The sequence below is a fragment of the Pseudomonas sp. Colony2 genome (assembly GCF_019382755.1).
Classification (GTDB): domain Bacteria; phylum Pseudomonadota; class Gammaproteobacteria; order Pseudomonadales; family Pseudomonadaceae; genus Aquipseudomonas.
Genome location: NZ_CP080030.1, coordinates 256,247 through 280,349, shown reverse-complemented (window position 1 = coordinate 280,349; position 24,103 = coordinate 256,247). Strand labels below are relative to the sequence as shown.

Here is a 24,103-nt window from a genome sequence, read left to right as displayed (position 1 = left end):
TTACAACTTCGGACCCGCAGCCTTGATCGCATCGCTCACTTCAAACTTCTTGAAGTTCTCGATGAACAGACCCGCCAGCGCTTTCGCCGCTTCATCGTAGGCAGCCTTGTCAGCCCAGGTGTTACGTGGGTTCAACAGGCCAGTCTCGACGCCCGGTACGGCCAATGGCACGTCCAGGTTGATGGTATCCAGGTGCTCGGTCTCGGCACCAATCAACGCACCGCTCTGGATCGCTGCAATCACGCCACGGGTGGTCGGGATGTTGAAGCGCTTGCCAACGCCGTAGCCGCCGCCGGTCCAGCCGGTGTTGACCAGGTAGACCTTGGAGCCGAAGCCACGCACGCGCTTGATCAGCAGTTCTGCGTATTCACCAGCCGGGCGTGGGAAGAATGGCGCGCCGAAGCAGGTGGAGAAGGTCGACTTGATGCCGCCGCCCGAACCCATTTCGGTCGAGCCCACCAGAGCGGTGTAGCCGGACAGGAAGTGGTAGGCCGCTTGTTCTTCGCTGAGGATCGACACGGGCGGCAGTACGCCGGTCAGGTCGCAGGTCAGGAAGATCACAGCGTTTGGCTCGCCACCGAGGTTTTTCTCGGAACGCTTGGCCACGTGCTCCAGCGGGTAGGCGGCGCGGCTGTTCTGGGTCAGGCTGACGTTGGTGTAGTCGGCGTGCTTGGCATCGTCGATCACCACGTTTTCGAGCACGGTGCCGTGCTTGATGGCTTTCCAGATCACCGGCTCGTTCTTCTCGGACAGGTCGATGCACTTGGCATAGCAACCGCCTTCGATGTTGAACACCACACCTTCGCCCCAGCCGTGTTCGTCGTCGCCGATCAGGTAGCGGCTTTCGTCGGCGGACAGGGTGGTTTTACCGGTGCCCGACAGACCGAAGAACAGGGTCACGTCGCCGGCTTCGCCGATGTTGGCTGCGCAGTGCATCGGCAGCACGTCGGAGGCCGGCAGCAGGAAGTTCTGCACCGAGAACATGGCTTTTTTCATCTCACCGGCGTAACGCATGCCGGCGATCAGGACTTTTTTCTGGGCGAAGTTGAGGATCACGCAACCGTCGGAGTTGGTGCCGTCACGCTCTGGCACGCACTCGAAGTTGGCCACGTTGAGCACTTGCCACTCGTCACGACCGGCCGGGTTGTACTGGGCCGGGTTGATGAACAGGCAACGACCGAACAGGTTCTGCCAGGCAGTCTGGGTGGTCATTTTCACGGCCAGGTAGTGGTCTTCTGCAGCCCCTACGTGAACGTGGGAAACGAAATGCTCTTGCGCGTTGTTGAATGCCTCAACGCGAGCCCACAGGGCATCGAACTTGTCGGCCGGGAACTTGCGGTTGATCGGGCCCCAGGCAATGGCAGCCTGGGTGGAAGGCTCTTCAACGATGAAGCGGTCGACTGGCGAACGGCCGGTACGATGACCGGTTTCTACGACCAGCGCACCGGTATCGGCAAGCACGCCTTCACCGCGCTGCAGGGCTTCTTTGACCAGATCGTCAACACTCAGATCGGTGTATACGGCGTTATTGGCTTGCGTCATGAGGTTCCCCGTCGGCCAGTGGCCGAGTGCTCCAAACGTTTTGTAGTAGAAAGTTGCGCACTACTACCGCGAAAAAAGTGGGCCGGATTATGCCAGAAAAGCCCAAAAAGAGTAGGGCCCTCCGGTCAGAACGGCGGAAATCCGGCGTTTGTCAGGTGATTTACCTGTGCTTAAACGTTTTAGTGGCGGGTGCCTGAAGGGGTGTCTACGCCCGCGCCGGCGAATAATTGAGCAATATCGGCGGCGTCGAACAGGTAGCGCTGGTTACAGAACTGGCAGTCGATCTCGATGTTGCCACCGTGTTCCACCACCAGGTCCTGCGCATCTTCCAGGCCCAGGCTGACCAGGGCAGTGGCCGAGCGCTCGCGGGAGCAGCTGCAGTGGAAGCGCAGGGACTGCACGTCGAACAGGCGCACGGCCTCTTCGTGGTAGAGGCGGTGCAGGATGGTTTCGTTATCCAGGCCCAGCAACTCTTCGGCTTTCAGGGTGCCGGCCAGGGCGGTGATGTGGGCCCAGCTGTCGGCGCGGTCTTCTTCGTCCTTGATGCGGTCGGCCGGCAGTTGTTGCAGCAGCAGGCCACGGGCGCGCTTGCCGTCGGCGTTGAGCCAGAAGCGGGTGCCCACTTGCTGGGACATCACGAAATAATTGGTGAAGCAGTCGGACAGGGTTTCGCCGTCGAGGTCGACGATACCCTGGTAACGCCGGCCTACCGTCGGGTCGACGGTCAGGGCCAGCACGCCGTCTGGCATCAGGTCAGCCAGGGTCGCATCGGCGGCGATGCGGTCCGCGTCGTAGCGGGCCAGCCCACGGATTTCGCGCTCGCTGGAGCATTCGATCATCAGCAGCGGGATCGGGCCTTCGGAACGGGCCTGCAGGATCAGCAAACCATCGAATTTCAGGGTGCCCACCAGCAGCGAGGCAGCCGCCATCAGTTCGCCGAGCAATTGCGCGACCGGCTCCGGATAGGGGTGCTTGGCGAGGACTTCGGCATAGCTGCGCTCCAGGGCGACCAGTTCGCCGCGGGCGTCGCTGTCGTCGAAGATGAAGCGTTGGGTGAAGTCGGTATCCGGTAGATCAGTCATAGGTCTGGGTATCTGAATTGATGACAAAAAGATGACAAGGTTTATAGAATTACACGCTTTAGCACCGTTTTGGTGCGGCCTTCTGCGGGAAAACGAAGCGCTTTAAAGCAAAGAGGAAACAGTTTATGAACAATCCGGGTTTGTTCCAAGCCAGGTGGGACCTCGGGCGATTGGCCCTGTGCAATTTACTCGCTGTGGGGCTGTTGTGTTTCTGGCTCTGGCCGGCGGGCCAGGCGCTCTGCACGGTTTTCGACGAGTGGCTGTTTCATCTGCTCAATGACCCGCTGGCAAGCAGCTCGGCGTGGCTGCATGTGTGGGCGGTGGCCAGTTTGCGGCCGTTTGACGCGGTGGTCGGGGTGATTCTGCTGACGCTGTTGGTCCGTGGCGACTGGGTGTTCAAGGCGATTGAAGTGCGCCAGGCGTTTTTCGGCTTCCTGGGCATTCTGCTGCTGTTGCTGTTTATCCGCATGCTGTTTTCCAAGCTGGCGGCGCAAATGGGCTGGCAACACCATAGCCCGTCGATGGTGATCAGCGGCGCGATTCAGATGAGCGACTATTTCCCAGGCCTGGAGAAGACATGGGAGTTGAAGGACCGCTCCAGCCAGAGCTTCCCGGGGGATCATGCATCGGTATTGCTGATCTGGGGCATGTTCATGACCGTGTTTGCCAAGCGGATCGGGCAAGTGCTGGTGATCTGGGGCTTGGCGCTGCTGTTCATGATGCCGCGGCTGGTGGCCGGTGCGCATTGGGGGCAGGACGATTATATCGGTGGGGTGTTGCTGGCGCTGTTGGCGTTGGGCTGGGGTTACTACACGCCCTTTGCAGCGAAGGTTTCGCGGGGGCTGGTGCGAGTGACGGGCCCGGTGTTTGAGTTGTTTCGGCGAGTACCGCTGGTTAATCGCTTGAGCGTGATTCGCAGCGTTTGAGTTGAAATAGCAGGAGCCGACCTGGCTCCTGCGGTCTGCCGATTAATCATCATTGCCACTGCCGCGGAACTTGAACAGGTCGCGCCGCTGTTTCTTGCTTGGCTTGCCGTCGGTGGTCATGCCCAGGGACCCCGCCTTGCGCATGGCCGCCGCGTTTTCGCGTTTGGCGATGCTGGCTTCGGTCTCGGTATACAACGCCTGCGCCTCGGGAGCGCCCCTTCGCACAATTGAAAGGGCCTGGACTACGACGGTTCGCTCATCAAACCCGGCACGGATCTGAAACTCATCGCCGATGCGCGGCTCCTTGCCGGGCTTGCAACGCTCGCCGCGCCAATGCACCTTGCCACTCTCGATCGCCGCCTTGGCCAAGGCACGGGTCTTGAAGAAACGCGCCGCCCACAACCACTTGTCCAAACGGACTTTTTCTTCCTCTTCCTGCTTCTGAGCCACTTGAATTCCTCGCTCTGAAAAATGTCGCAACTTTACCGTTGAAACCCTTCAACGCATAAACCCTTGAGCTCACCTAAGATACGCCAGGTAGCATCCTGTTTTCGCGAGGTTAACGTGTGACCGACTTTCCCATTTCACTGACCTCGCCCAAACAAGCCTGTGCGGGCTGCCAGCAAAGTGAGCCGCTGGGCTTTGAGTTTGCCTTTGCGTATCAGCCTATCGTGGACCTGCGGGACCAGTCGATTTTTGCCCATGAAGCCTTGGTGCGCGGCGTGAATGGTGAGGGCGCGCTGTCGGTGCTGGATCAGGTCAACGACAGCAATCGCTACCGTTTCGACCAGCAATGCCGCACCCGCGCGATCGCCACCGCTTCGACACTCAACATGCAGACGCACCTTTCAATCAACTTCATGCCCAATGCGGTCTATCGACCAGAACTGTGCATCCGCAGCACCCTGGAGGCGGCCCGCGCGCATAATTTTCCGTTGGATCGGCTGATTTTCGAGACCCTGGAAAGCGAGCATGTAGATAACTATCGCCATTTGACGAATATTCTGCGTGAATACCGCGAATTCGGCTTCAAGACCGCCATCGACGATTTCGGGGCGGGCTATTCGGGGCTGAATCTGCTGGCCGATTTCCAACCTGACCTGATCAAACTCGACATGGCGCTGATCCGCGATGTCGACCGTGATCGTGTCCGTCAGGTGATCGTCCGGGGGATTGTCACAATCTGTGAGCAGTTGGGCGTTACTGTCATCGCCGAGGGCATCGAAAGTGCCGGCGAGCGGGACTTTCTCGCCGACTGTGGAATATTTCTGATGCAGGGCTACTGGTTCGCCAAGCCTGCATTCAAAGCCCTGGCCGAGGTATCACCCGCCGCCTGGGCGAATTAATTGCCGGTTATTCATATTGAAGACATTTGACCATTTGACCGTTGTGGGTCTGCGTGAGTGGGTGGCACTTCCCGACTTGGGAGTGGCAGGCCTGCGCGCCAAGATCGACACCGGCGCCAGTACCTCAAGCCTGCATGCCACCGAGATCGAGCCATTTGAGCGCGACGGTGCAAAGTGGGTGCGCTTCACCGCGCACCTGGGCAGCGTGGTGCAACTGCGTCACCGGCGCTGCGAAGCACCGCTGGTGGCGATGAAAACCATTAAAAGCTCCAACGGCCAGGCCCAGGTGCGGTATGTGATCAGCACCACCCTGGCCCTGGGCGATCGGGTATGGCGGGTGGAATTCACCCTCGCCTGCCGCAAGGCCATGCGTTACCGCCTGTTGCTGGGCTCCAAGGCCCTGATTGACGGCCAACTGGTGGTCAGTCCCGGCGTCAAATACGTTCAAGACAAGCCGGTGTTCCCGGTCTCTACTACCTCTGCCACAGGTGCTGCATGAAGATCGCTGTGCTGTCGCGTAACCCGCGTCTGTATTCCACCCGTCGCCTGGTCGAGGCCGGCACCGAACGTGGCCATGAGATGGTGGTGATCGATACGTTGCGCGCTTATATGAACATTGCCAGTCATAAGCCGCAGATCCACTACCGGGGCAAACCGCTGGAAGGCTTCGATGCGGTGATCCCGCGTATCGGTGCTTCGGTGACGTTCTATGGCTGCGCGGTACTGCGCCAGTTTGAAATGATGGGGGTGTCTCCCCTCAATGAATCGGTGGCTATCGCCCGTTCGCGGGACAAGCTGCGCTCGCTGCAGTTGCTGTCGCGCCGTGGCATTGGCTTGCCGGTCACCGGCTTTGCGCACTCCCCGGATGACATTCCCGACCTGATCGAGATGGTCAACGGCGCGCCGCTGGTGATCAAGGTGCTGGAAGGTACCCAGGGCATCGGCGTGGTGCTGTGTGAAACCGCGACTGCGGCCGAGTCGGTGATCGAGGCGTTCATGGGCCTCAAGCAGAACATCATGGTGCAGGAGTACATCAAGGAAGCCGGCGGTGCGGATATCCGCTGCTTCGTGGTGGGCGACAAGGTGATTGCCGCGATGAAGCGCCAGGCCAAGCCGGGTGAGTTTCGGTCCAACCTGCACCGTGGCGGCAGTGCCAGCCTGATCAAGATCACCCCGGAAGAACGCATGACCGCACTGCGGGCAGCCAAGGTCATGGGGTTGAGCGTGGCGGGTGTGGATATATTGCGCTCCAACCACGGGCCGCTGGTGATGGAGGTGAACTCGTCACCGGGCCTGGAAGGAATTGAGACCACCACCGGCAAGGATGTGGCGGGGATCATCATTCAGCATCTGGAGAAGAGTGGTGGGCCGAATATGACGCGCACCAAAGGCAAGGGCTGAATACACCCAACCTATAAAGCACCGCAAAACCAGTGTGGGAGCGGGCTTGCTCGCGAAGGCGGTGGATCAGTCGACATTTCTATGGACTGACCCACCGCCTTCGCGAGCAAGCCCGCTCCCACATTTAGACCGCGTCCCTGGGCAACATCAGCCCCAACGGCAAGCGCACTCGCGCTTCCAGGCCGCCATCCGGCCGGTTGCGCAATTCGACATTGCCGCCATGCATCGAAGCAATCCGCCGCACAATCGCCAGCCCCAGGCCCGTGCCTTTGCCACCCCGGGCACGGTCGCCGCGGGTGAACGGGTTGAAGATACCTTCCAGTTCCGCCGGATCGATGCCGGCCCCACGGTCCATGACACTCAGCACCACGTAAGGCGCACTGGTATCCCCGGAAACGTAGGCTGCCACTTCCACATCGGAACCAGCGTGATGCAGCGCGTTACCAATCAGGTTATTCAGCAGGCGCTTCATCGAAACCCGACGCAACGCGAACGGCTGGATCGGCTCCAGGCGCATGCGCACCTGCTCGCCATTCTGGTTGTAGGGCGCAACCACCTCGCGAACCAGGTCCGTCAGGTCGACCTCTTCCACCACCTCGTCCCGGCCATCGCGGATAAACGCCAGGAACTGGTCGAGAATCGCGTCCATGTCCTCGATGTCTCGAACCATGTCGTCGGTAAGGTCGGTGTGGTTACCCATCAGTTCCAGGGAAAGCCGCAGACGCGTCAGCGGCGTGCGCAGGTCATGGGACACCCCCGCCAGCATCAGCTCGCGCTCGCGCCCCGCCTGTTCGACATCCTCGGCCATCTGGTTGAACGCGCTGTACACCTCGGTCATTTCACTCGGCGTATCGCTGATGGGCAGGCGCACACTGCGGCCCTGGCCCAGCTGGCGTGCCGCAAACACCAGGCGCTTGAGCGGCTGGTTGAGCTGGCGCACGAAAATCCAGGCAGACGCGGTGGAAAGCAAGCCAATCGCCAGGAACCAGCCCAGCACGTTCCAGATCTTCTGCCCCCGCAACGGATGCGGATACAGCGGCACTTTCAGCCAGTCCTCCCCCAGGCTCGGCGCTCGCACCCACAGCGCCGGCGACACATGCATGCGCAGCCGCACCTCGGTGTCGTCACCCAGTTCGGCCTGCATCTGGCGCTGGTAGATTTCGCTGTAGGGCCAATGTTGCTCGCCCTCGGGCACGCCCGCGCCCGCGACCCGGACCAGGGTAGCGGCCTTGGCGATCTTCTCGCGGTTCTCGGGGTCTGCGGCCCAGTAGGCGCGCAAGGTCAGCGCGACACCGTGGCTGTACTGCCGGTCGACCAGCACGTCTTCGTTCATCAACAGATAAACCAGTGTCAGGGCCTTGGAAAACAGTACGACGATGAGCACCAGCCAAAGGGTGCGTGAGAAGAAACTCTGCGGGAACCACAACGGGGTTTTCATAAAAGACAGCTGGACACCTTGCAGGAGCGAGCGAGGCTCGCAGAATTGCAAACGCCGGGCAACCGGCTGACTCTTATCGAGTCATCACCGGCACGCCCGCCTCTGCAAATCATCGGTCACTTGGTTGCAGTGCCATCCGGCACAAACACGTAACCCACACCCCACACCGTCTGGATATAACGCGGCTTGGATGGATCGGGCTCGATCATCCGGCGCAGACGGGAGATCTGTACGTCGATGGAGCGCTCGAGGGCGTCCCACTCACGGCCACGGGCCAGGTTCATCAGCTTGTCGCGGGTCAGCGGCTGGCGAGCGTTCATCACCAGTGCCTTGAGCACGGCGAATTCGCCGGTGGTCAGCATGTGCACTTCATCGCCACGCTTGAGCTCACGGGTGGCCAGCGACAACTCGTAGTCGCCGAAGGTCACGCTTTCGTCTTCGCTGCCTGGAGCGCCCGGTACCGGGGCGGCCTGGCGACGCAGTACGGCCTTGACCCGTGCCATCAGCTCGTCCGGGTTGAACGGCTTGGCCAGGTAATCGTCGGCGCCCAGTTCCAGGCCCTTGATGCGGCTCAGCTCATCGCCCTTGGCGGTCAGCATGATGATCGGGATCTGATTGTTGGCGCCGCGCAGGCGTTTGCAGGCGGTCAGGCCGTCTTCGCCGGGCAGCATCAGGTCCAGCACCACCAGGTTGAAGACTTCACGTCCCAACAGGCGGTCCATCTGTTCGGTGTTTGGCACCGCGCGGGCACGGTAGCCCTTGGAGTTGAAGAAACGCTCCAGCAGGCTGCTCAGCCCCGGATCGTCATCAACGATGAGAATTTTTTCGCCTTCAGCAGTTTGTGCAGTGCTGCTCATTAGATGCTCCTCTTATCTCGGCGCGCATTATGGCGTAGCTGCCGTTATACGCACCGTGTGCATTGTTAGCAGATTTTTCCTCTACCGCCAGCGAACCCGCGCCCTACAACCTTGGCGGCAATCCCCCCAAGGGCAGAACGCTGGTTATAATGCGGCGCCTTTGTGCAGGGCAACGTCAGTTCGTTACCGTTTACTGCCAGGGGATTTTTTTCACCCGCTTGTAGTGATTTTTTCGATTTCGAGGGTCAATAGGCTGCCTCTTGACCCAGGCAGCGGCGCCAGACGGGCCGCTCAACCAGCCTCGCGAGCCTTGTTTTCCGGGCCTGCGAGCCTGCTTTCAGAATTTCAGGTGGTTTTATGGACAGCATCAACAGCCGCATCGCCGAGGAACTCGGCGTACGCCCACAACAGGTCGAAGCGGCCGTCGCTCTACTGGATGAAGGCTCCACAGTGCCCTTCATCGCCCGTTACCGTAAAGAAGTCACCGGCAGCCTCGATGATATCCAGTTGCGGCATCTGGAAGAGCGCCTGCGCTACCTGCGAGAACTCGACGAACGGCGTATCAGCATCCTCGCCAGCATTGAAGAACAAGGCAAGCTGACCCCGCAGCTGGAACGCGACATCAAGCTCGCCGACACCAAGACCCGCCTCGAAGACTTGTACCTCCCGTACAAGCAGAAGCGCCGCACCAAGGGCCAGATCGCCCTGGAAGCCGGCCTCGGCGAGCTGGCCGACGGTCTGTTCAACGACCCGTCCCTGGCCCCGGAAACCGAAGCTGCACGCTTTGTCGATGCCGAAAAAGGCGTGGCCGACGTCAAGGCCGCCCTCGAAGGCGCCAAGTACATCCTCATGGAGCGCTTCGCCGAAGACGCCAACCTGCTGGAAAAACTGCGCAACTACCTGAAGCAGGAAGCCACCCTGAGTGCCCGCGTGATCGCCGGCAAGGAAGAGGAAGGCGCCAAGTTCCGCGATTACTTCGAACACGACGAGCCGCTGAAAAGCATGCCGTCCCACCGTGCACTGGCGATTTTCCGCGGCCGCAACGAAGGCATCCTGAGCTCCGCGCTGAAAGTCGGCGACGAGCTGCCAGGCACCATGCACCCGTGCGAAGGCATGATCGGTCAACAGTTCGGCATCCAGAATCAGAATCGTCCTGCGGACAAGTGGCTCAGTGAGGTCGTGCGCTGGACCTGGAAGGTCAAGCTCTACACCCACCTCGAAACCGACCTGCTGGGCGAGTTGCGCGACGGCGCCGAAACCGAAGCCATCAGCGTATTCGCCCACAACCTGCACGACCTGCTGCTGGCCGCACCCGCCGGCCCACGCGCGACCCTGGGCCTCGACCCGGGCCTGCGCACCGGCTGCAAGGTTGCCGTGGTCGACGCCACCGGCAAGCTGCTGGATCACGCCACGGTTTACCCCCACGTGCCGCACAACAAGTGGGACCAGACCATCGCCATCCTGGCCGCCCTGTGCGCCAAGCACTCGGTGGACCTAATTGCCATCGGCAACGGCACCGCCAGCCGTGAAACCGACAAGCTGGCCGCCGAGCTGATCAAAAAATACCCAGGCATGCAGATGACCAAGGTGATGGTCTCCGAGGCCGGCGCTTCGGTGTACTCCGCGTCTGAACTGGCTTCCAAGGAATTCCCGGACCTCGACGTGTCGATCCGTGGCGCAGTGTCCATCGCTCGCCGCCTGCAGGACCCACTGGCCGAGCTGGTGAAGATCGATCCGAAATCCATCGGCGTCGGCCAGTACCAGCACGACGTATCGCAACTGAAACTGGCTCGCGGCCTGGATGCGGTAGTGGAAGACTGCGTGAACAAGGTCGGCGTGGACGTGAACACCGCCTCGGTTGCGCTGCTGGCCCGAATCTCCGGCCTCAACGCCACCCTGGCGCAGAACATCGTGACCCACCGCGACGAAAACGGTGCGTTCAAGACCCGTGCAGCACTGAAAAAAGTCGCACGCCTTGGCGAAAAAACCTTCGAGCAAGCCGCCGGCTTCCTGCGCGTCATGAACGGTGACAACCCGCTGGACTCCTCGGCTGTCCACCCGGAAGCCTACCCGCTGGTACAACGCATCGCCGCCGAAACCGACCGCGACATCCGCTCGCTGATCGGCGACGCCGCGTTCCTCAAGCGCCTGGACCCGAAGAAGTACACCGACGAAACCTTCGGCGTGCCGACCATCACCGACATCCTGCAAGAGCTGGAAAAACCTGGCCGCGACCCGCGTCCCGAGTTCAAGACCGCCGAGTTCCAGGAAGGCGTCGAAGACCTCAAGGACCTGCAACTGGGGATGATCCTCGAAGGCGTGGTGACCAACGTGACCAACTTCGGCGCGTTTGTGGATATCGGCGTGCATCAGGACGGTTTGGTGCACATCTCTGCGCTTTCGGAGAAGTTCATCAAGGACCCGCGTGAAGCGGTGAAAGCCGGTGATGTGGTCAAGGTCAAGGTCATGGAAGTCGACATCCCGCGCAAACGCGTCGGCCTGTCGATGCGCATGAGCGACACCCCGGGCGAGAAAATCGACGGTGCCCGCGGCGCACGCCCGGGCTCGGCGCCACGCCAGTCCCAAGGCGCCGCCCCCCGCAAGGAAACCGCTGCGCCAGCCCCGGCCAACAACGCCATGGCTTCGCTGTTCGCCAACGCCAAACAACTGAAGAAACGTTAATGGAACTGCCAGCCGGCTTGACCCACAGCGCGTTCAGCGAACTCATTGGCTGCCGCCTGCAGCGCCTGGAAACCGGTGTTGCCGAGGTGGCCTTGACCCTGGAACCGCAGTTGCGCAACCGCGCTGGCAAGCTCCATGGCGGGGCGATCTTCAGCCTGGTGGACATTGCCATGGGGCTGGCGTGTTCCAGCTCCCATGGTTTCGACCAGCAGAGCGCGACCATCGAATGCAAGATCAACTACATCCGCGCCGTTTCCGACGGCGATGTGCTGTGCACCGCCCGGGTGATTCACCCGGGTCGGCGCACGCTGGTGGTCGAGGCGGACGTGTACCAGGACGAAAAACTGGTCGCAAAAGCACAAGGCACCTTCGCTGTCCTATAGCTCCCTGTCATCGATTTGAGTTAATTTCGGCGCTTCGAAAGTTGCGCCGAACTTTTCCTCGTGCGCGATAGCCAGATTCAGGGACGAGGGCGGCTCTTTCAGAGTGGGTCAATCCGGCTCAAAAACCAGGCGATAACGCCAGTTTCCACTTCACCCTTGTAGACCGTCCTGACCACCCCCATATTGGGGCGACTGACGCGTGAAGGAATCCAACTTGAGCGAACTTCTCAACCGCCGCCTGGCCCTGCTCGGCAAGCACGAACACCTCTCTTTGCTCGAGCAATGCCTGCACGGCATCGAGCGCGAATGCCTGCGCGTCACCGGTGAAGGCCGACTGGCACAAACGCCGCATCCCGAGGCCCTGGGCGCTGCACTGACCCACGAACAGATCACCACCGACTATTCCGAGTCGCTGCTTGAATTCATCACGCCGGCGTTGCCCAACCCGGCCGATACCCTGAGCAGCCTCGACAAGATCCACCGTTTTGCCTACAGCAAGCTCGGCAGCGAGTACCTGTGGAGTCCATCGATGCCGTGCCCGTTGCCGGCCGAGGAAGATATTCCGATTGCCTACTACGGCACCTCCAACATCGGACAGCTCAAGTACGTGTATCGCAAGGGCCTGGCCCTGCGGTACGGCAAGACCATGCAGTGCATCGCCGGGATCCACTACAACTTTTCCCTGCCGGAAGACCTCTGGCCGTTGCTCAAGGAAGCCGAAGGCTTTGTGGGCACCGACCGGGATTACCAGTCCACGGCCTATATCGCGCTGATCCGTAACTTCCGCCGCTACAGCTGGCTGCTGATGTACCTGTTCGGCGCCTCGCCGGCCCTGGACGCGGGTTTCCTGCGCGGTCGCTCGCACCAGCTCGAAGTGCTGGACGCCGACACCCTGTACCTGCCGTACGCCACCAGCCTGCGCATGAGCGACCTGGGTTACCAGAGCAACGCCCAGGCCGGCCTGACGCCGTGCTACAACGACCTGGCGAGCTACACCGACAGCCTGCGCGAAGCTGTGGCAACACCCTACGCACCGTACGTCGAAGTCGGCACCCATAAGGACGGTGAGTGGGTTCAGCTCAACACCAACATCCTGCAGATCGAAAACGAGTACTACTCCAACATCCGGCCCAAGCGCGTGACCTACACCGGCGAACGGCCGATCCAGGCGCTGATGGCCCGTGGCATCCAGTACATTGAAGTGCGCTGCCTGGACATCAACCCGTTCCTGCCGATGGGCATCGACTTGCAAGAGTCGCGCTTCCTCGATGCGTTCCTGCTGTATTGCGCGCTGAATGACAGCCCGCTGTTCGCCGACAATGAGTGCGGCAACGCCACCTCCAACTTCCTCAGCGTGGTCAAGGAAGGCCGCCGTCCGGGCTTGCAATTGCAGCGCCGTGGCGAATCGGTGGACATGAAGGAATGGGCGGCAGAGCTGCTGGAGCAGATTGCTCCGCTGGCGGCGATGCTGGACCAGAGCCAGGGCATCAATGAACACAGCCAGGCGCTGGACGCGCAGCTGGCGAAGGTCAAGGATTCGTCCCTGACCCCGTCGGCCCAGGTGCTGGCGGCGATGAGCGAGCGTAAAGAGAGCTTTGCGCAGTTCTCGCTGCATCAGAGCCAGGTGCATGCGGAGTACTTCCGCAGCGAGCCGTTGAAGGCAGAGGAACAGGCACGTTTTGAGGAGCTGGCGCGCAGTTCGCTGGCGCAGCAGGCGGAGCTTGAGCAGAACGAAGTGGGTGATTTTGACGTGTTTGTCGGGTCGTACCAGGCGAGCATCCTCGCCATCAGCAACTAAAAGCCTGACACAGACCCCTGTGGGAGCGGGCTTGCTCGCGAAAGCGTTGTATCAGTCGATGTATTCGGTGACTGATTCACCGCTTTCGCGAGCAAGCCCGCTCCCACATTTGACCTATGCGCCTTCTAGCCTGGCGCGCGAGTTTCTCCTCATAAGCTAATTCGAAAATGTTATTTATTTTCGGATTCTTAGATCATTTAGTCTTCTCACACGCCGACCTCCGGCCGCCTGATGAGGACTTCCCCCTTGAAACTGCACTTCCCCCTTCGCCTCTTGGCGGCGTTGTCCCTGGCCGGTGCCAGCCTGTTTGCCCAGGCCGCCGACGTGACCATCGCTTACCAGACCACCGTTGACCCGGCGAAAGTCGCTCAGGCCGACGGCGCGTACGAAAAAGCCACCAACGCCAAGATCGACTGGCGCAAATTCGACAACGGTGCCGACATCATCGCCGCCATCGCTTCCGGTGACGTGCAGATCGGCTACCTCGGTTCCAGCCCGCTGACCGCTGCCGTGACCCGCAAGGTTCCGGTGGAAACCTTCCTGATCGCCACCCAGATCGGCGGGGCCGAGGCCCTGGTGGCCCGCAACGGTTCCGGGATCAACAGCCCGCAGGACCTGATCGGCAAGAAAGTCGCCGTGCCGTTCGTTTCCACCGGCCACTACAGCCTGCTGGCCGCGTTGAAGCACTGGAACATCGACCCGTCCAAAGTGACCATCCTCAACCTCGCCCCGCCGGCCATCATCGCCGCCTGGAAACGTGGTGATATCGACGCCACCTACGTGTGGGACCCAGCGCTTGGCGTAGCCAAGGAAAACGGCAAGGTGCTGATCACCTCCGGCGAACTGGCCAAGTTCGGCGCGCCGACCTTCGATGCCTGGATCGTGCGTAAGGATTTCGCCGAGAAGCACCCGGAAATCGTCACGGCTTTTGCCAAGGTCACCCTGGATGCCTATGCCGCTTACCGCAAAGACCCACAAGCCTGGCTGGCTGACAAAGGCAACGTCGACAAACTGGTGAAGCTCTCCGGGGCCAAGGCCAGCGACATTCCGCTGCTGCTGCAAGGCAACGTCTACCCGCTGGCGGCTGACCAGGTCACCCTGCTCGGCGCACCGACCACCAAGGCTGTCACCGATACCGCCGCGTTCCTCAAGGAACAAGGCAAGGTCGACGCCGTACTGCCGGACTACGCCCCGTACGTCAGCCCGAAGTTCATCACTAACTGATACCAGGAGTTAACCGCGATGGCCTTGCTACAACTGGAGCGCATCAGCGCACAGTACCCAGGCAGCCCGGAGCCAGTACTGGCAGATATTTCCCTGAGCCTTGGGCCCCAGCAATTGCTGGTGGCCCTCGGCCCTTCCGGCAGTGGCAAGACTTCGCTATTGAACCTGATTGCCGGCTTTGTCGAACCCAGCGCCGGGCGCATCACCCTTGACGGTGTGCCGGTAAAGGGGCCGAGCGCCGAACGCGGCGTGGTGTTCCAGGACGACGCCCTGCTGCCCTGGCAGGACGTGCTGGCCAACGTCGGCTTCGGCCTGGAGTTGGCAGGCGTGCCCAAGGACCAGCGGGAAATCCGCGCCCGGGAAATGCTCGCCCTGGTGGACCTCGCCGGTTTCGACCGCCGCCGTATCTGGCAACTCTCCGGTGGCCAGAAGCAACGTGTCGGACTGGCCCGTGCATTGGCTGCCGACCCCCGCGTACTGCTGATGGACGAACCCTTCGGCGCCCTTGATGCCTTCACCCGCGAACAGATGCAGGAGCTGTTGCTGCAAGTCTGGCGGCGCACGGCCAAACCGGTATTCCTGATTACCCACGACATCGAAGAAGCGGTGTTCCTCGCCACGGATTTGATTCTGCTGGCGCCCAACCCCGGCCAGATCGTCGAGCGCCTGAGCCTGGACTTCGGCCAGCGCTACGCCGCCGGTGAGTCGGCACGCGCGATCAAGTCCGACCCGCGCTTTATCGAAACCCGCGAACACGTGCTGGGCAAGGTGTTCTCGCAAAGGCAGGTGTCCGCATGAGCAGTTACGAATTACCGGCCACGGCCACCAAGCCGGCGAGCAAACCCGTCGTGCCCGTACGCCGCAGCCTGAGCACCCGCTGGATCAGCGTGCTGACCCTGGTGACCCTGGTTGCCATCTGGTGGGCCGTGACCGCCAGCGGGCTGATCGAGCCGCTGTTCCTGCCACCGCCTTCGGCCGTGCTGCAAAAAGGCTGGCTGCTGGCGACCACCGGCTATATGGATTCCACCCTGTGGCAGCACCTGGGCGCGAGCCTCAAGCGCATCGGCCTGGGCCTCGGCTTTGCCGTGCTGACCGCCGTGCCGGTGGGGATTGCCATCGGCTCCAACCGCATCGCCCGGGGCATTCTCGACCCGCTGATCGAGTTCTACCGGCCGATTCCACCACTGGCCTACCTGCCGCTGATCGTGATCTGGTGCGGCATCGGCGAGCTGTCCAAAGTACTGCTGATCTACCTGGCGATTTTTGCGCCGATTGCCATCGCGACCGCCACCGGCGTACGTACCGTCGACCCGGCCAAACTGCGCGCTGCGCAGTCGTTGGGCGCTACCCGGGCACAACTGATTCGCCATGTGATCCTGCCGAGCGCCCTGCCCGACATCCTCACCGGCGTGCGAATTGGCCTGGGCGTGGGTTGGTCGACCCTGGTAGCCGCAGAATTGATCGCGGCCACCAGCGGCCTGGGCTTCATGGTGCAGTCCGCCGCGCAATTCCTGGTCACCGACGTGGTGGTGCTGGGGATTCTGGTGATCGCGCTGATCGCCTTCGCCATGGAAATGGGCTTGCGTGCCCTGCAGCGCAAATTGGTGCCGTGGCATGGCCAGGCACACTGAAAAATTTTCGACGAGAATCCCATGAGCAGCCTGACCGTAACACCTCTCAGCACCGCCCTTGGCGCCCAGATCAGTGGCGTCGACATCACCCAACCGTTGAACATTGAAGACCGCGACGCCATCGAACAGGCGCTGCTCAAGCATTCGGTGCTGTTCTTCCGCAACCAGCCGATCAACCCGCAGCAACAGGCGCGGTTCGCGGCGAATTTCGGCGACCTGCACATTCACCCGATCTACCCCAACGTGCCGGAGCAGCCTGAAGTGCTGATCCTCGACACCGCCGTGACCGAYGTSCGCGACAACGCCATCTGGCACACCGATGTGACCTTCCTSCCGACCCCGGCCCTCGGTGCGGTACTGAGCGCCAAGCTGCTGCCGGAGTTTGGTGGCGATACGTTGTGGGCCAGCGGGATTGCCGCGTATGAGGCGTTGTCCGAGCCGTTCAAGAAGCTGTTGGACGGTTTGACGGCAACCCATGACTTCACCCGCTCCTTCCCGCTGGAGCGTTACGGCAACACGCCGGAAGATTTGGCGCGCTGGGAAGAAGCCCGGCGCAAGAACCCGCCGCTGTCTCACCCGGTGATTCGTACGCACCCGGTGAGCGGGCGTAAATCGCTGTTCGTCAGCGAGGGGTTCACCAGCAAGATCAACGAACTGGAGCCGGCGGAAAGCGACGTGGTGTTGAAGCTGCTGTTTGCCCATGCAACACGGCCGGAATTCACCATTCGCTGGCGTTGGCAGGAAAATGACGTGGCGTTCTGGGATAACCGCGTGACCCAGCATTACGCGGTGGATGATTACCGGCCGCAGCGGCGGGTGATGCATCGGGCGACGATTCTTGGAGATGTGCCGTTCTAGCAGGCACACCACAAATCAAATGTGGGAGCGGGCTTGCTCGCGAAAGCGGTGAATCAGTCGACATATCCAGTGACTGACACTCCGCTTTCGCGAGCAAGCCCGCTCCCACATTGGGTAGAGGTTGATGCAGGAATCGGGCTCTACTGCTTATTCAGCCGTAGACGGCTTCTCCCACAGGTTAATCCCGCCTTCCTGGGCAAACCGATCAATCTCCGCCAGTTCCTGCGCGCTGAAGCTCAGGTTCTGCAACGCACCGACGTTTTCAATGATCTGCTCCGGCCGGCTCGCGCCGATCAGGGCGCTGGTGACCCGTGGATCACGCAACGTCCACGCCAACGCCATCTGCGCCAGGCTCTGGCCACGGCGCTTGGCAATTTCATTCAGCGCGCGGGCGTGGGCGATGTTGGCCTCGGACAAGTGCTTGGCCTGCAACGAACCACCCCCCGGACGATTGACCCGCGCATCCGCCGGTACGCCGTTGAGGTATTTGTCGGTCAGCAGGCCCTGGGCCAATGGCGTGAACGCGATCACCCCGGCACCGAGTTCTTCGGTGACGTCCAGCAGGTCTTTTTCCACCCAGCGGTTGAGCAGGTTGTAGGCCGGCTGGTGGATCAGCAGCGGGACTTTCCACTCCTGGAGCAGCGCCGCAATTTCCCGGGTTTTCACGCCGGAGTAGGACGAGATCCCGATGTACAACGCCTTGCCCTGTTGCACGGCGGTGGCCAGTGCGCTGGCGGTTTCTTCCAGCGGGGTGTCGGCATCAAAACGGTGGGAGTAGAAGATGTCCACATAGTCGACGCCCAGGCGTTGCAGGCTCTGGTCGAGGCTCGCCAGCACGTACTTGCGCGAACCGCCGCCCTGGCCATAAGGGCCCGGCCACATGTCCCAGCCCGCCTTGCTGGAGATGATCAGTTCGTCGCGGTAATGCTTGAAGTCTTCCCGCAGCAAACGACCGAAGTTGATCTCGGCGCTGCCGTATGGAGGGCCGTAGTTGTTGGCCAGGTCGAAGTGGTTGATACCCAGGTCGAACGCGGTGCGCAGCAAGGCGCGCTGGGTATCGATCGGGGTGCTGTCGCCAAAGTTGTGCCACAGCCCCAGGGACAGTGCCGGCAGCACCAGTCCGCTGCGACCTACGCGGCGGTAAGGAATAGATTCATAGCGGTTTTCGGCAGCAATGTAAGTCATCGAATCCTCTCTTGGACTTGGGGCAAATAAGGCCCGGGAATAAGCATATTCCCGGGCCTTTTAAGCAGCTGAATCGCTTAAGTCTGCCTATCCCTTTTACAGCAAAGTCCTACCAGAGTGGAACGACGTAGCTTACATAGAAGCGGTTTTCATCTTGCACCGTGGCACCGGTGATATCCGGGCTGGCGTGGGCATTTCGCCAGGTTACGCCGAGGCCTTTGAGGGTGCCGGTGGGCACCTGGTAAGCCACGGTGACGTTACGTTCCCATTCACTGGTAGTGCCTTGGGTGGTGCGGATGTCATCGCCGTGTGCGTAGGACGTGGCGAAGGTCAGGCCGTTAAGGCCGAGTTTGCCGAAGTCATATTTGTACTGCGCCAGCCAGGTGCGCTCGCCGGCATGCTGGAATTTGTTCAGTTGCATGTTGGTGAGTGCCGGGGTGTCGGCGCCCGAGCCCGGGCCCTGGTTGCTGGCACCGCTGTTCAGGCCGGAATCCAGGTACGGGAAGTCGCTGTCGCCGCTGTTTTTCTGGATGCCCAGGCCGACGGTATGGCCGTCCAGGCTGTAGCTTTCCAACAGGCTGACGGTGGACTGGTTGATGCGGCCCTTGGAGGTGCCATCGCCGTAGAGACCCGCAGCCGAATAGTCTTTGTCGCCCGCGGCGTTTTCACCCACACCCAGGCTGCGGTACAGGCGCACGTCGGTGTCGATCGCGCCGACAGGCAAGGCGTCATGACGCTTGGCACCGAGGAAGAACTGCTGGTAGTAATCCTCAAGGTTGGAGTACCACAGGCTGACGGTGGTGTCCGGCAAACCTTTGTAGTCCGCGCCGCCGTAGAGGAAGCGATCGCTCTCTTTGGTGCCGCCGGCGGTGATCATGCCCTGGTCGCCGGTTTCGTTGCGGATCTTGGTCTTGAGGATGTCACCGGCGGTAAAGGTGAAGTCGGTCAAGTCCTTGGAAACCAACTGCACGCCGGTGTTGGTCTGCTGGTACAGGCGGCCGTCGGTGTTGGCCAGCACCGGGTTGTTGCCGTACAGCGTACCGACGCGCAATTCATCCTGGGCGAAGCGCATCTTGAAGGTCGGGCTGAGCACGCCGAACTGGTCGGCCGACTTGCCGTTATCCAGCGGGAACATGCTGCCGGGGTAGCGGCCCTGGTGATCCTTGTCATTGAGGTCGCCGCCGGAGTCCAGTTTCAAACCGTAGAACGCCTGCAGGTCCAGGCCAAAGCCCACCGGCCCATCGGTGTAGCCGGACTTGAAATTGAACTCAAAACCCTGGCCCCAATCACGGATGCTGTGGGCCTTGTTATTGCTGTTCACCACATCCCGCCCCTGCTGGTTGAGGTAGCGGTTGAGCAGGGTCACGTCGGCGTGGCTGTCATCGATAAAATCGGCGTGGGCGGACAGCATAAAGCTCGCCATGGCGGCACCCACCATGGGGCTTAATAACGTCTTCATTGGTACCGGTCTCCGTCACTGTTCTGAAATGAAAGCGTCAAACGCTTCACACAATTAGGCGATGGCCATGTGACAGTTCGGAGTCAAAACACCCTTTACCCGGATGAAATTAAATTTAAGAAACCCAGTAAAGACGCGGGTTAGCGGGCAGTGGCGAAGATTTCGGCGAGCCAATCGACGAACACTCGCACCCTCGGCGACATGTGTCGGTTTTGCGGGTAGAGCACCGAAACCGGCATGGGCGGCGGTGGTGTATCAATGAGGATTTCCTGCATCACGCCCTGGTTGATCAGCTCGGCGATGCGGTAGTGCGGGCACTGGATAATGCCCAGTCCGGCGACTGCGCTGGCGGAATAAATCTCTGCGCCGAACACCGACAGTGCCCCCTCGATCGTCACTTCCTGCACCTGGCCGTCGACCATGAACTCGAAGGGGAACAGCTTCGCGGTGGTGCGTGAAACATAGTTCACCGCACGGTGCTCGCCCAGGTCGGCGAGGCGCTTCGGCTCGCCGTATTTGCGCAGGTAGGCCGGGCTCCCGCAGGTCACCTGGCGCAGCGTCGCAACCCGGCGACCGATCAATGCCGAATCCCCCAGGGTGCCCGCCCGCAGCACACAATCCACGCCTTCGGCGATCAGGTCGACGAAGCGGTCCGCCTCGCTGATGGACAGCTCGATTTCCGGGTAGCGCGCCATGAATTGCGGCAGCGCCGGGATCACGAAGTACTTGGCCAGGGTGCCGTGCAAATCCACCCGCAGGCGGCCCTTGGGGGCCACCGAACGGAAGGCCAGTTCCGCCTCTTCCAGCTCCGCCAGCAGTTGCACACAGCGCAGGTAATAGGCCTCGCCATCGAGGGTCGGGCGGACGCGGCGGGTGCTGCGTTCCAGCAGGCGCGTGCCGAGCCAGGCCTCGAACTGGTTGAGGGTGTGGGTCAGGGTGGCGCGCGGCAGGTTCAGGTCATCGGCCGCCAGCGTGAAGCTGCTGCGTTCGTAAATCCTCACGAACACTTTCATCGCTTTGACCTGGTCCACGGCGCGTCTCCATTGTTGGCGATTCTTGAACAGTCAAGGCAACTCTGGCGCATTTATCGGCCTGGGTAAACATGTGAATCTGCCTCCACACCCAACCACTGCCCCAAGGAAACCAGATCATGACTACCCAAGTTGCTATCGTTACCGGCGCCTCTCGCGGCATCGGCGCCGTGGTTGCCAGACAACTGGCTGCCGACGGTTATGCCGTCGCCATCAACTACGCCAACAGCGCCACCGAAGCGTCAAGGCTGGTAGTGGAGTTGCGCCAGGCCGGCCACCAAGCCATAGCGATCCAGGGCGACGTGGCCAGCGCCGCCGACGTCAAGCGCCTGTTCGACGAGACCGAAGCCCAGCTGGGCAAGGTTGATGTGCTGATCAACAACGCCGGGATCCTCAAGGTGCTGCCGCTGGCCCAACACAGCGATGAGCTCTACAACCAGAACTTCGACATCCATACCCGCGGCACCTTCAACGCCCTGCGTGAAGCCGCCACCCGCCTGAACGACGGCGGGCGCATCGTCAATTTCTCCAGCAGCACCGTCGGCCTCAACTTCCCCGGTTATGCGGTGTACATCGCCAGCAAGGCAGCGGTGGAATCCCTGACCCAGGTGTTCGCCAAGGAAATGCGCGGCCGGCGCATCACCGTCAACGCCGTTGCCCCGGGGCCGGTGGCGACCGAACTGTTCCTGCATGGCAAAAGCGAAGAGCAGATTCAGGGCCTGGCCAAGATGGCACCGCTGGAACGCCTGGGCCAACCGGAAGATATCGCCAGCGTGGTGGCGTTCCTGGTGAGCCCGGCCGGTGGTTGGGTGAACGGGCAAATCCTGCGGGCCAATGGTGGTTTGGTCTGAAGGCCGGCAAACGCTCGTTCAACGGCAAACTACTATTGTGGCGAGGGAGCTTGCTCCCGCTGGAGTGCGCAGCGCTCCCATCTTTTTTGGGGCCGCTGCGCAGCCCAGCGGGAGCAAGCTCCCTCGCCACAGGTTTGCTGTCCATGGAAAATCAGCGGGTATCAGGAGACTTCAGATATGCACACCGCCCTCGTCATCACCTGCGGCCTGATCCTCCTCGCGCTGATGCTGTTCATCGGCCAAAAGCTGGGCGTCAGCCGGCACATTCTGGCCTACAGCTTTGTCGGGATCTGGCTGGTGGTGTCGGTGGTGAACGGCGCGGTAGGCGTGGTCACTGCCGGCCAGCACCTGGTCTCGGAGCTGGTGATCGGCAGCGGGGTATTCGGTGCGCCGTTGGTGGCACTGGCCCTGTTTATCAGGGCCTGAGCCTTAACGAACCAGGTGCAGGAACTGCATGTGCCGTTCGTACTGGTCGAGGATGTCGTTGATGATCTGCTCCTTGGTGTAGCCCACCAGATCGTAGTCCTGACTGCCCTCGCTCAAGTGCACTTCCGCCCGGTAGTAGCGGCGGTTGTTGAGCTGCTTGGAACCCATGCCGCCCCGTGCGAATGACGGGGTGAAATAGCCGCGCATCTGCACCTGATACACAAACGGGTGCTGCTCGCCGTGGCCGATCTCCAGGCTGACGCTGTCATTGGCCGGGTCAGGCTGGGTGACCACGTTGAGGCCTTTTTCGACAAACACCGCCGTCACTTCTTCGATGGCCGGGCGCACCGTGGTCTCGAGGAAACGGTACACCTCATCCCGTGACGGGAAATGCACCGCCTGGCTCAGGCGCTGGCGCCAACCGCCCGTGCCCTTGCGTGAGCCCGATACCGGCGCGAGGGAATGCATCTGCGCAATCTGCTTCTGCGACTCAAGGTAGAACGCCTTGTGCAGCCCCCACATCATCAGCAGCAGGATCATCGAGAACGGCAGCGAGGTCAGGACCACGGCCGACTTGAGCGAGTCGATGCTGCCGGCAAACAGCAGCGCGCTGGTCACCAACGCGGTCATCGCGCCCCAGAACACCCGCAGCCACTTCGGCCCGTCTTCATCGGCGTTGCCGCCTTTGGCCGACAAGGTCGAGAGCACCACCGTGCCGGAGTCGGCCGAGGTGACGAAGAACACGAAGCTGATAAACACCGTGACCGCGATCACCGTCTTGCTCCACGGGTAGGTTTCCAGCAGCAGGTAGAGGCTCATCGACGGGTCATCAATGGCCGACTGTCCCAGCGCCGTAAGGCCGTGGTTGAGCACCTGGTCGATGGCGCTGTTGCCGAAGATCGACATCCACGCCAGGGTGAAGCCCAGCGGGATCAACAGCACGCCGAACACGAATTCACGGATGGTACGACCGCGGGAAATGCGCGCGATAAACAGGCCTACGAACGGCGACCATGCGATCCACCAGGCCCAATAGAACACGGTCCAGCCGCCCAGCCAGTCGCTCGGTTTGTCGTAGGCGTAGAGGTCGAAACTCTTGGTCGGCAAGGCGCCGAGGTAGTCGCCGATGTTCTGGATCAGGGTGTTGAGCAAGTGTTGGGTAGGGCCGGCGAACAACACGAACAGCAGCAGCGCGCAGGCCAGCAGCATGTTGATGTCGGACATCACCCGCACGCCTTTATCGACACCGGAGACCGCCACCAGGATCGCCGCGCCCATCATCAAGGTGATGAGGCCGACCTGGATCCACTGGGTGTGGGCCACGCCGAACAGGTAATCGAGCCCTGAGTTGAGGTGCAACACGCCAAAGCCCATGTCGGCGCCGAGGCCGAACACCGTGGCGATGATGCCGAAGCCGTCCACCGCATAACCGATGGGGCCGTTGATGCGCTTGCCGATCAGCGGATACAGCGCCGAGCGCAACGCCAGCGGCAGGTTATGCCGGTAGGCGAAGTACGCCAGGGCCATGCCGACGAAGGCGAACACGCCCCAGCCATGCAGGCCCCAGTGCAGAAACAGGATCTGCATGGCCTGGCGCGCCGCGTCACCGTTCAGGGCCTCGCCCTGGGGCGGTTGCACCAGGTGAGTCAGGGGTTCGGACACGCAGAAGAAAAACAGCGTGATGCTGATCCCGGCGGCGAACAGCATGCCGGCCCAGGACAGGTAACTGAATTCGGGCTCGTCGTGGTCGGCACCGAGTTTGATCTTGCCGTAGCCCGATAACGCGGTGACCACCACGAAGACCAGATACAGGGTCATCGCCAGCATGTAGTACCAGCCGACCGTGTTGGCCGCCCAGTTTTGTGCGGCCAGCAGCCAGGCGCCGGCTTGTTCGGGAATCGCGATGACGGTCAGGCCGAACAGCAGGATGAAGCTCGCGGCGAAGTAAAACACCGGCGGGTTCATGCGGACCAGACCGCTGGA

22 protein-coding genes are annotated in these 24,103 nt (G+C 61.5%); 13 read left to right on the top strand and 9 right to left on the bottom strand.

Features of this window, described 5'->3' with window-relative positions; all coding sequences use genetic code 11:
• Both JV201_RS01215 and hslO read right to left on the bottom strand, forming a co-directional pair.
• Entirely contained in the window at nt 1-1,542 is a 1,542-nt protein-coding gene (locus JV201_RS01215) for a phosphoenolpyruvate carboxykinase (protein WP_177009301.1), read from the bottom strand.
• A gap of 179 nt (nt 1,543-1,721) precedes the next feature.
• A complete protein-coding gene (gene hslO, locus JV201_RS01210) occupies nt 1,722-2,624 on the bottom strand; it encodes an Hsp33 family molecular chaperone HslO (protein WP_219406399.1) in 903 nt (300 codons plus the stop codon).
• Nucleotides 2,625-2,749: 125 nt separating this feature from the next.
• Here hslO and JV201_RS01205 point away from each other — a divergent pair, with 125 nt between their 5' ends.
• Nucleotides 2,750-3,550, top strand: a complete 801-nt coding sequence (locus JV201_RS01205; RefSeq protein ID WP_219406398.1) for a phosphatase PAP2 family protein — start codon at nt 2,750-2,752, stop codon at nt 3,548-3,550.
• A 42-nt stretch (nt 3,551-3,592) separates the two neighbouring features.
• Here JV201_RS01205 and JV201_RS01200 read toward each other — a convergent pair whose 3' ends face one another.
• On the bottom strand, nt 3,593-4,000 hold the full coding sequence (locus tag JV201_RS01200) for an RNA-binding S4 domain-containing protein (protein ID WP_003213184.1): 408 nt from the start codon (nt 3,998-4,000) through the stop codon (nt 3,593-3,595).
• A 116-nt stretch (nt 4,001-4,116) separates the two neighbouring features.
• On the opposite strand from JV201_RS01200, the gene JV201_RS01195 reads away from it, so the two are divergent.
• The 3 genes from JV201_RS01195 to rimK are packed head-to-tail and all read left to right on the top strand — an operon-like array spanning nt 4,117 to nt 6,297.
• Nucleotides 4,117-4,896 (top strand): EAL domain-containing protein, encoded by a 780-nt coding sequence (locus JV201_RS01195; RefSeq protein ID WP_177028475.1) that lies wholly within the window; start codon nt 4,117-4,119, stop codon nt 4,894-4,896.
• A gap of 34 nt (nt 4,897-4,930) precedes the next feature.
• Entirely contained in the window at nt 4,931-5,395 is a 465-nt protein-coding gene (locus tag JV201_RS01190) for an ATP-dependent zinc protease (protein ID WP_371132397.1), read from the top strand.
• The gene (gene rimK / locus JV201_RS01185) at nt 5,392-6,297 is read left to right on the top strand and encodes a 30S ribosomal protein S6--L-glutamate ligase (RefSeq protein ID WP_003213178.1); all 906 of its coding nucleotides are present in this window, start codon (nt 5,392-5,394) and stop codon (nt 6,295-6,297) included. Before JV201_RS01190 ends, rimK begins: the two co-directional genes overlap by 4 nt.
• A 124-nt stretch (nt 6,298-6,421) precedes the next feature.
• Here the strand turns inward: rimK and JV201_RS01180 are convergent, their stop codons facing one another.
• Both JV201_RS01180 and ompR read right to left on the bottom strand, forming a co-directional pair.
• A complete protein-coding gene (locus JV201_RS01180) occupies nt 6,422-7,735 on the bottom strand; it encodes an ATP-binding protein (protein WP_177049464.1) in 1,314 nt (437 codons plus the stop codon).
• 116 nt (nt 7,736-7,851) lie between these two features.
• Nucleotides 7,852-8,592: a two-component system response regulator OmpR gene (ompR, locus tag JV201_RS01175; RefSeq protein ID WP_003213175.1), complete on the bottom strand. Its 741-nt coding sequence runs from the start codon at nt 8,590-8,592 to the stop codon at nt 7,852-7,854.
• Nucleotides 8,593-8,949: 357 nt separating this feature from the next.
• Between ompR and JV201_RS01170 the strand changes: the two genes are divergently transcribed.
• From JV201_RS01170 to tauD, 7 genes are all read left to right on the top strand, one after another.
• Nucleotides 8,950-11,274 (top strand): Tex family protein, encoded by a 2,325-nt coding sequence (locus JV201_RS01170; RefSeq protein WP_177040740.1) that lies wholly within the window; start codon nt 8,950-8,952, stop codon nt 11,272-11,274.
• A complete protein-coding gene (locus tag JV201_RS01165; RefSeq protein WP_003213170.1) occupies nt 11,274-11,657 on the top strand; it encodes a PaaI family thioesterase in 384 nt (127 codons plus the stop codon). The genes JV201_RS01170 and JV201_RS01165 overlap by 1 nt, the downstream gene beginning before the upstream one ends.
• Nucleotides 11,658-11,871: 214 nt before the next feature.
• Entirely contained in the window at nt 11,872-13,455 is a 1,584-nt protein-coding gene (gene gshA / locus JV201_RS01160) for a glutamate--cysteine ligase (protein ID WP_008435798.1), read from the top strand.
• A 246-nt stretch (nt 13,456-13,701) separates the two neighbouring features.
• On the top strand, nt 13,702-14,679 hold the full coding sequence (tauA, locus tag JV201_RS01155) for a taurine ABC transporter substrate-binding protein (RefSeq protein WP_003213167.1): 978 nt from the start codon (nt 13,702-13,704) through the stop codon (nt 14,677-14,679).
• A gap of 18 nt (nt 14,680-14,697) precedes the next feature.
• The gene (gene tauB / locus JV201_RS01150; protein ID WP_177045585.1) at nt 14,698-15,477 is read left to right on the top strand and encodes a taurine ABC transporter ATP-binding subunit; all 780 of its coding nucleotides are present in this window, start codon (nt 14,698-14,700) and stop codon (nt 15,475-15,477) included.
• On the top strand, nt 15,474-16,310 hold the full coding sequence (gene tauC, locus JV201_RS01145) for a taurine ABC transporter permease TauC (protein WP_003213163.1): 837 nt from the start codon (nt 15,474-15,476) through the stop codon (nt 16,308-16,310). The genes tauB and tauC overlap by 4 nt, the downstream gene beginning before the upstream one ends.
• A 21-nt stretch (nt 16,311-16,331) precedes the next feature.
• Entirely contained in the window at nt 16,332-17,168 is an 837-nt protein-coding gene (gene tauD / locus JV201_RS01140; RefSeq protein ID WP_003213162.1) for a taurine dioxygenase, read from the top strand.
• A gap of 147 nt (nt 17,169-17,315) precedes the next feature.
• Here the strand turns inward: tauD and mgrA are convergent, their stop codons facing one another.
• From mgrA to JV201_RS01125, 3 genes are all read right to left on the bottom strand, one after another.
• Nucleotides 17,316-18,353: an L-glyceraldehyde 3-phosphate reductase gene (gene mgrA, locus JV201_RS01135; RefSeq protein WP_003211877.1), complete on the bottom strand. Its 1,038-nt coding sequence runs from the start codon at nt 18,351-18,353 to the stop codon at nt 17,316-17,318.
• Between the two features lie 109 nt (nt 18,354-18,462).
• A complete protein-coding gene (locus JV201_RS01130; protein ID WP_080673292.1) occupies nt 18,463-19,791 on the bottom strand; it encodes an OprD family outer membrane porin in 1,329 nt (442 codons plus the stop codon).
• A 161-nt stretch (nt 19,792-19,952) separates the two neighbouring features.
• The gene (locus JV201_RS01125) at nt 19,953-20,843 is read right to left on the bottom strand and encodes a LysR family transcriptional regulator (protein WP_219406397.1); all 891 of its coding nucleotides are present in this window, start codon (nt 20,841-20,843) and stop codon (nt 19,953-19,955) included.
• A gap of 119 nt (nt 20,844-20,962) precedes the next feature.
• Between JV201_RS01125 and JV201_RS01120 the strand changes: the two genes are divergently transcribed.
• Together JV201_RS01120 and JV201_RS01115 are read left to right on the top strand one after the other, a co-directional pair.
• Nucleotides 20,963-21,694 (top strand): SDR family oxidoreductase, encoded by a 732-nt coding sequence (locus JV201_RS01120; RefSeq protein ID WP_134325543.1) that lies wholly within the window; start codon nt 20,963-20,965, stop codon nt 21,692-21,694.
• A gap of 177 nt (nt 21,695-21,871) precedes the next feature.
• Entirely contained in the window at nt 21,872-22,120 is a 249-nt protein-coding gene (locus tag JV201_RS01115; RefSeq protein WP_219406396.1) for a hypothetical protein, read from the top strand.
• A 3-nt stretch (nt 22,121-22,123) separates the two neighbouring features.
• Here the strand turns inward: JV201_RS01115 and betT are convergent, their stop codons facing one another.
• On the bottom strand, nt 22,124-24,085 hold the full coding sequence (gene betT, locus JV201_RS01110; RefSeq protein ID WP_003211865.1) for a choline transporter BetT: 1,962 nt from the start codon (nt 24,083-24,085) through the stop codon (nt 22,124-22,126).
• Nucleotides 24,086-24,103 lie beyond the last annotated feature (18 nt).

Coding starts and splice junctions, on each gene's coding strand:
- JV201_RS01215 (WP_177009301.1), bottom strand. CDS start 1,542: ATGACGCAAGCCAATAACGCCGTATACACCGATCTGAGTGTTGACGAT.
- hslO (WP_219406399.1), bottom strand. CDS start 2,624: ATGACTGATCTACCGGATACCGACTTCACCCAACGCTTCATCTTCGAC.
- JV201_RS01205 (WP_219406398.1), top strand. CDS start 2,750: ATGAACAATCCGGGTTTGTTCCAAGCCAGGTGGGACCTCGGGCGATTG.
- rimK (WP_003213178.1), top strand. CDS start 5,392: ATGAAGATCGCTGTGCTGTCGCGTAACCCGCGTCTGTATTCCACCCGT.
- JV201_RS01180 (WP_177049464.1), bottom strand. CDS start 7,735: ATGAAAACCCCGTTGTGGTTCCCGCAGAGTTTCTTCTCACGCACCCTT.
- ompR (WP_003213175.1), bottom strand. CDS start 8,592: ATGAGCAGCACTGCACAAACTGCTGAAGGCGAAAAAATTCTCATCGTT.
- JV201_RS01170 (WP_177040740.1), top strand. CDS start 8,950: ATGGACAGCATCAACAGCCGCATCGCCGAGGAACTCGGCGTACGCCCA.
- JV201_RS01165 (WP_003213170.1), top strand. CDS start 11,274: ATGGAACTGCCAGCCGGCTTGACCCACAGCGCGTTCAGCGAACTCATT.
- tauB (WP_177045585.1), top strand. CDS start 14,698: ATGGCCTTGCTACAACTGGAGCGCATCAGCGCACAGTACCCAGGCAGC.
- tauC (WP_003213163.1), top strand. CDS start 15,474: ATGAGCAGTTACGAATTACCGGCCACGGCCACCAAGCCGGCGAGCAAA.
- mgrA (WP_003211877.1), bottom strand. CDS start 18,353: ATGACTTACATTGCTGCCGAAAACCGCTATGAATCTATTCCTTACCGC.
- JV201_RS01130 (WP_080673292.1), bottom strand. CDS start 19,791: ATGGTGGGTGCCGCCATGGCGAGCTTTATGCTGTCCGCCCACGCCGAT.
- JV201_RS01120 (WP_134325543.1), top strand. CDS start 20,963: ATGACTACCCAAGTTGCTATCGTTACCGGCGCCTCTCGCGGCATCGGC.
- JV201_RS01115 (WP_219406396.1), top strand. CDS start 21,872: ATGCACACCGCCCTCGTCATCACCTGCGGCCTGATCCTCCTCGCGCTG.
- betT (WP_003211865.1), bottom strand. CDS start 24,085: ATGAACCCGCCGGTGTTTTACTTCGCCGCGAGCTTCATCCTGCTGTTC.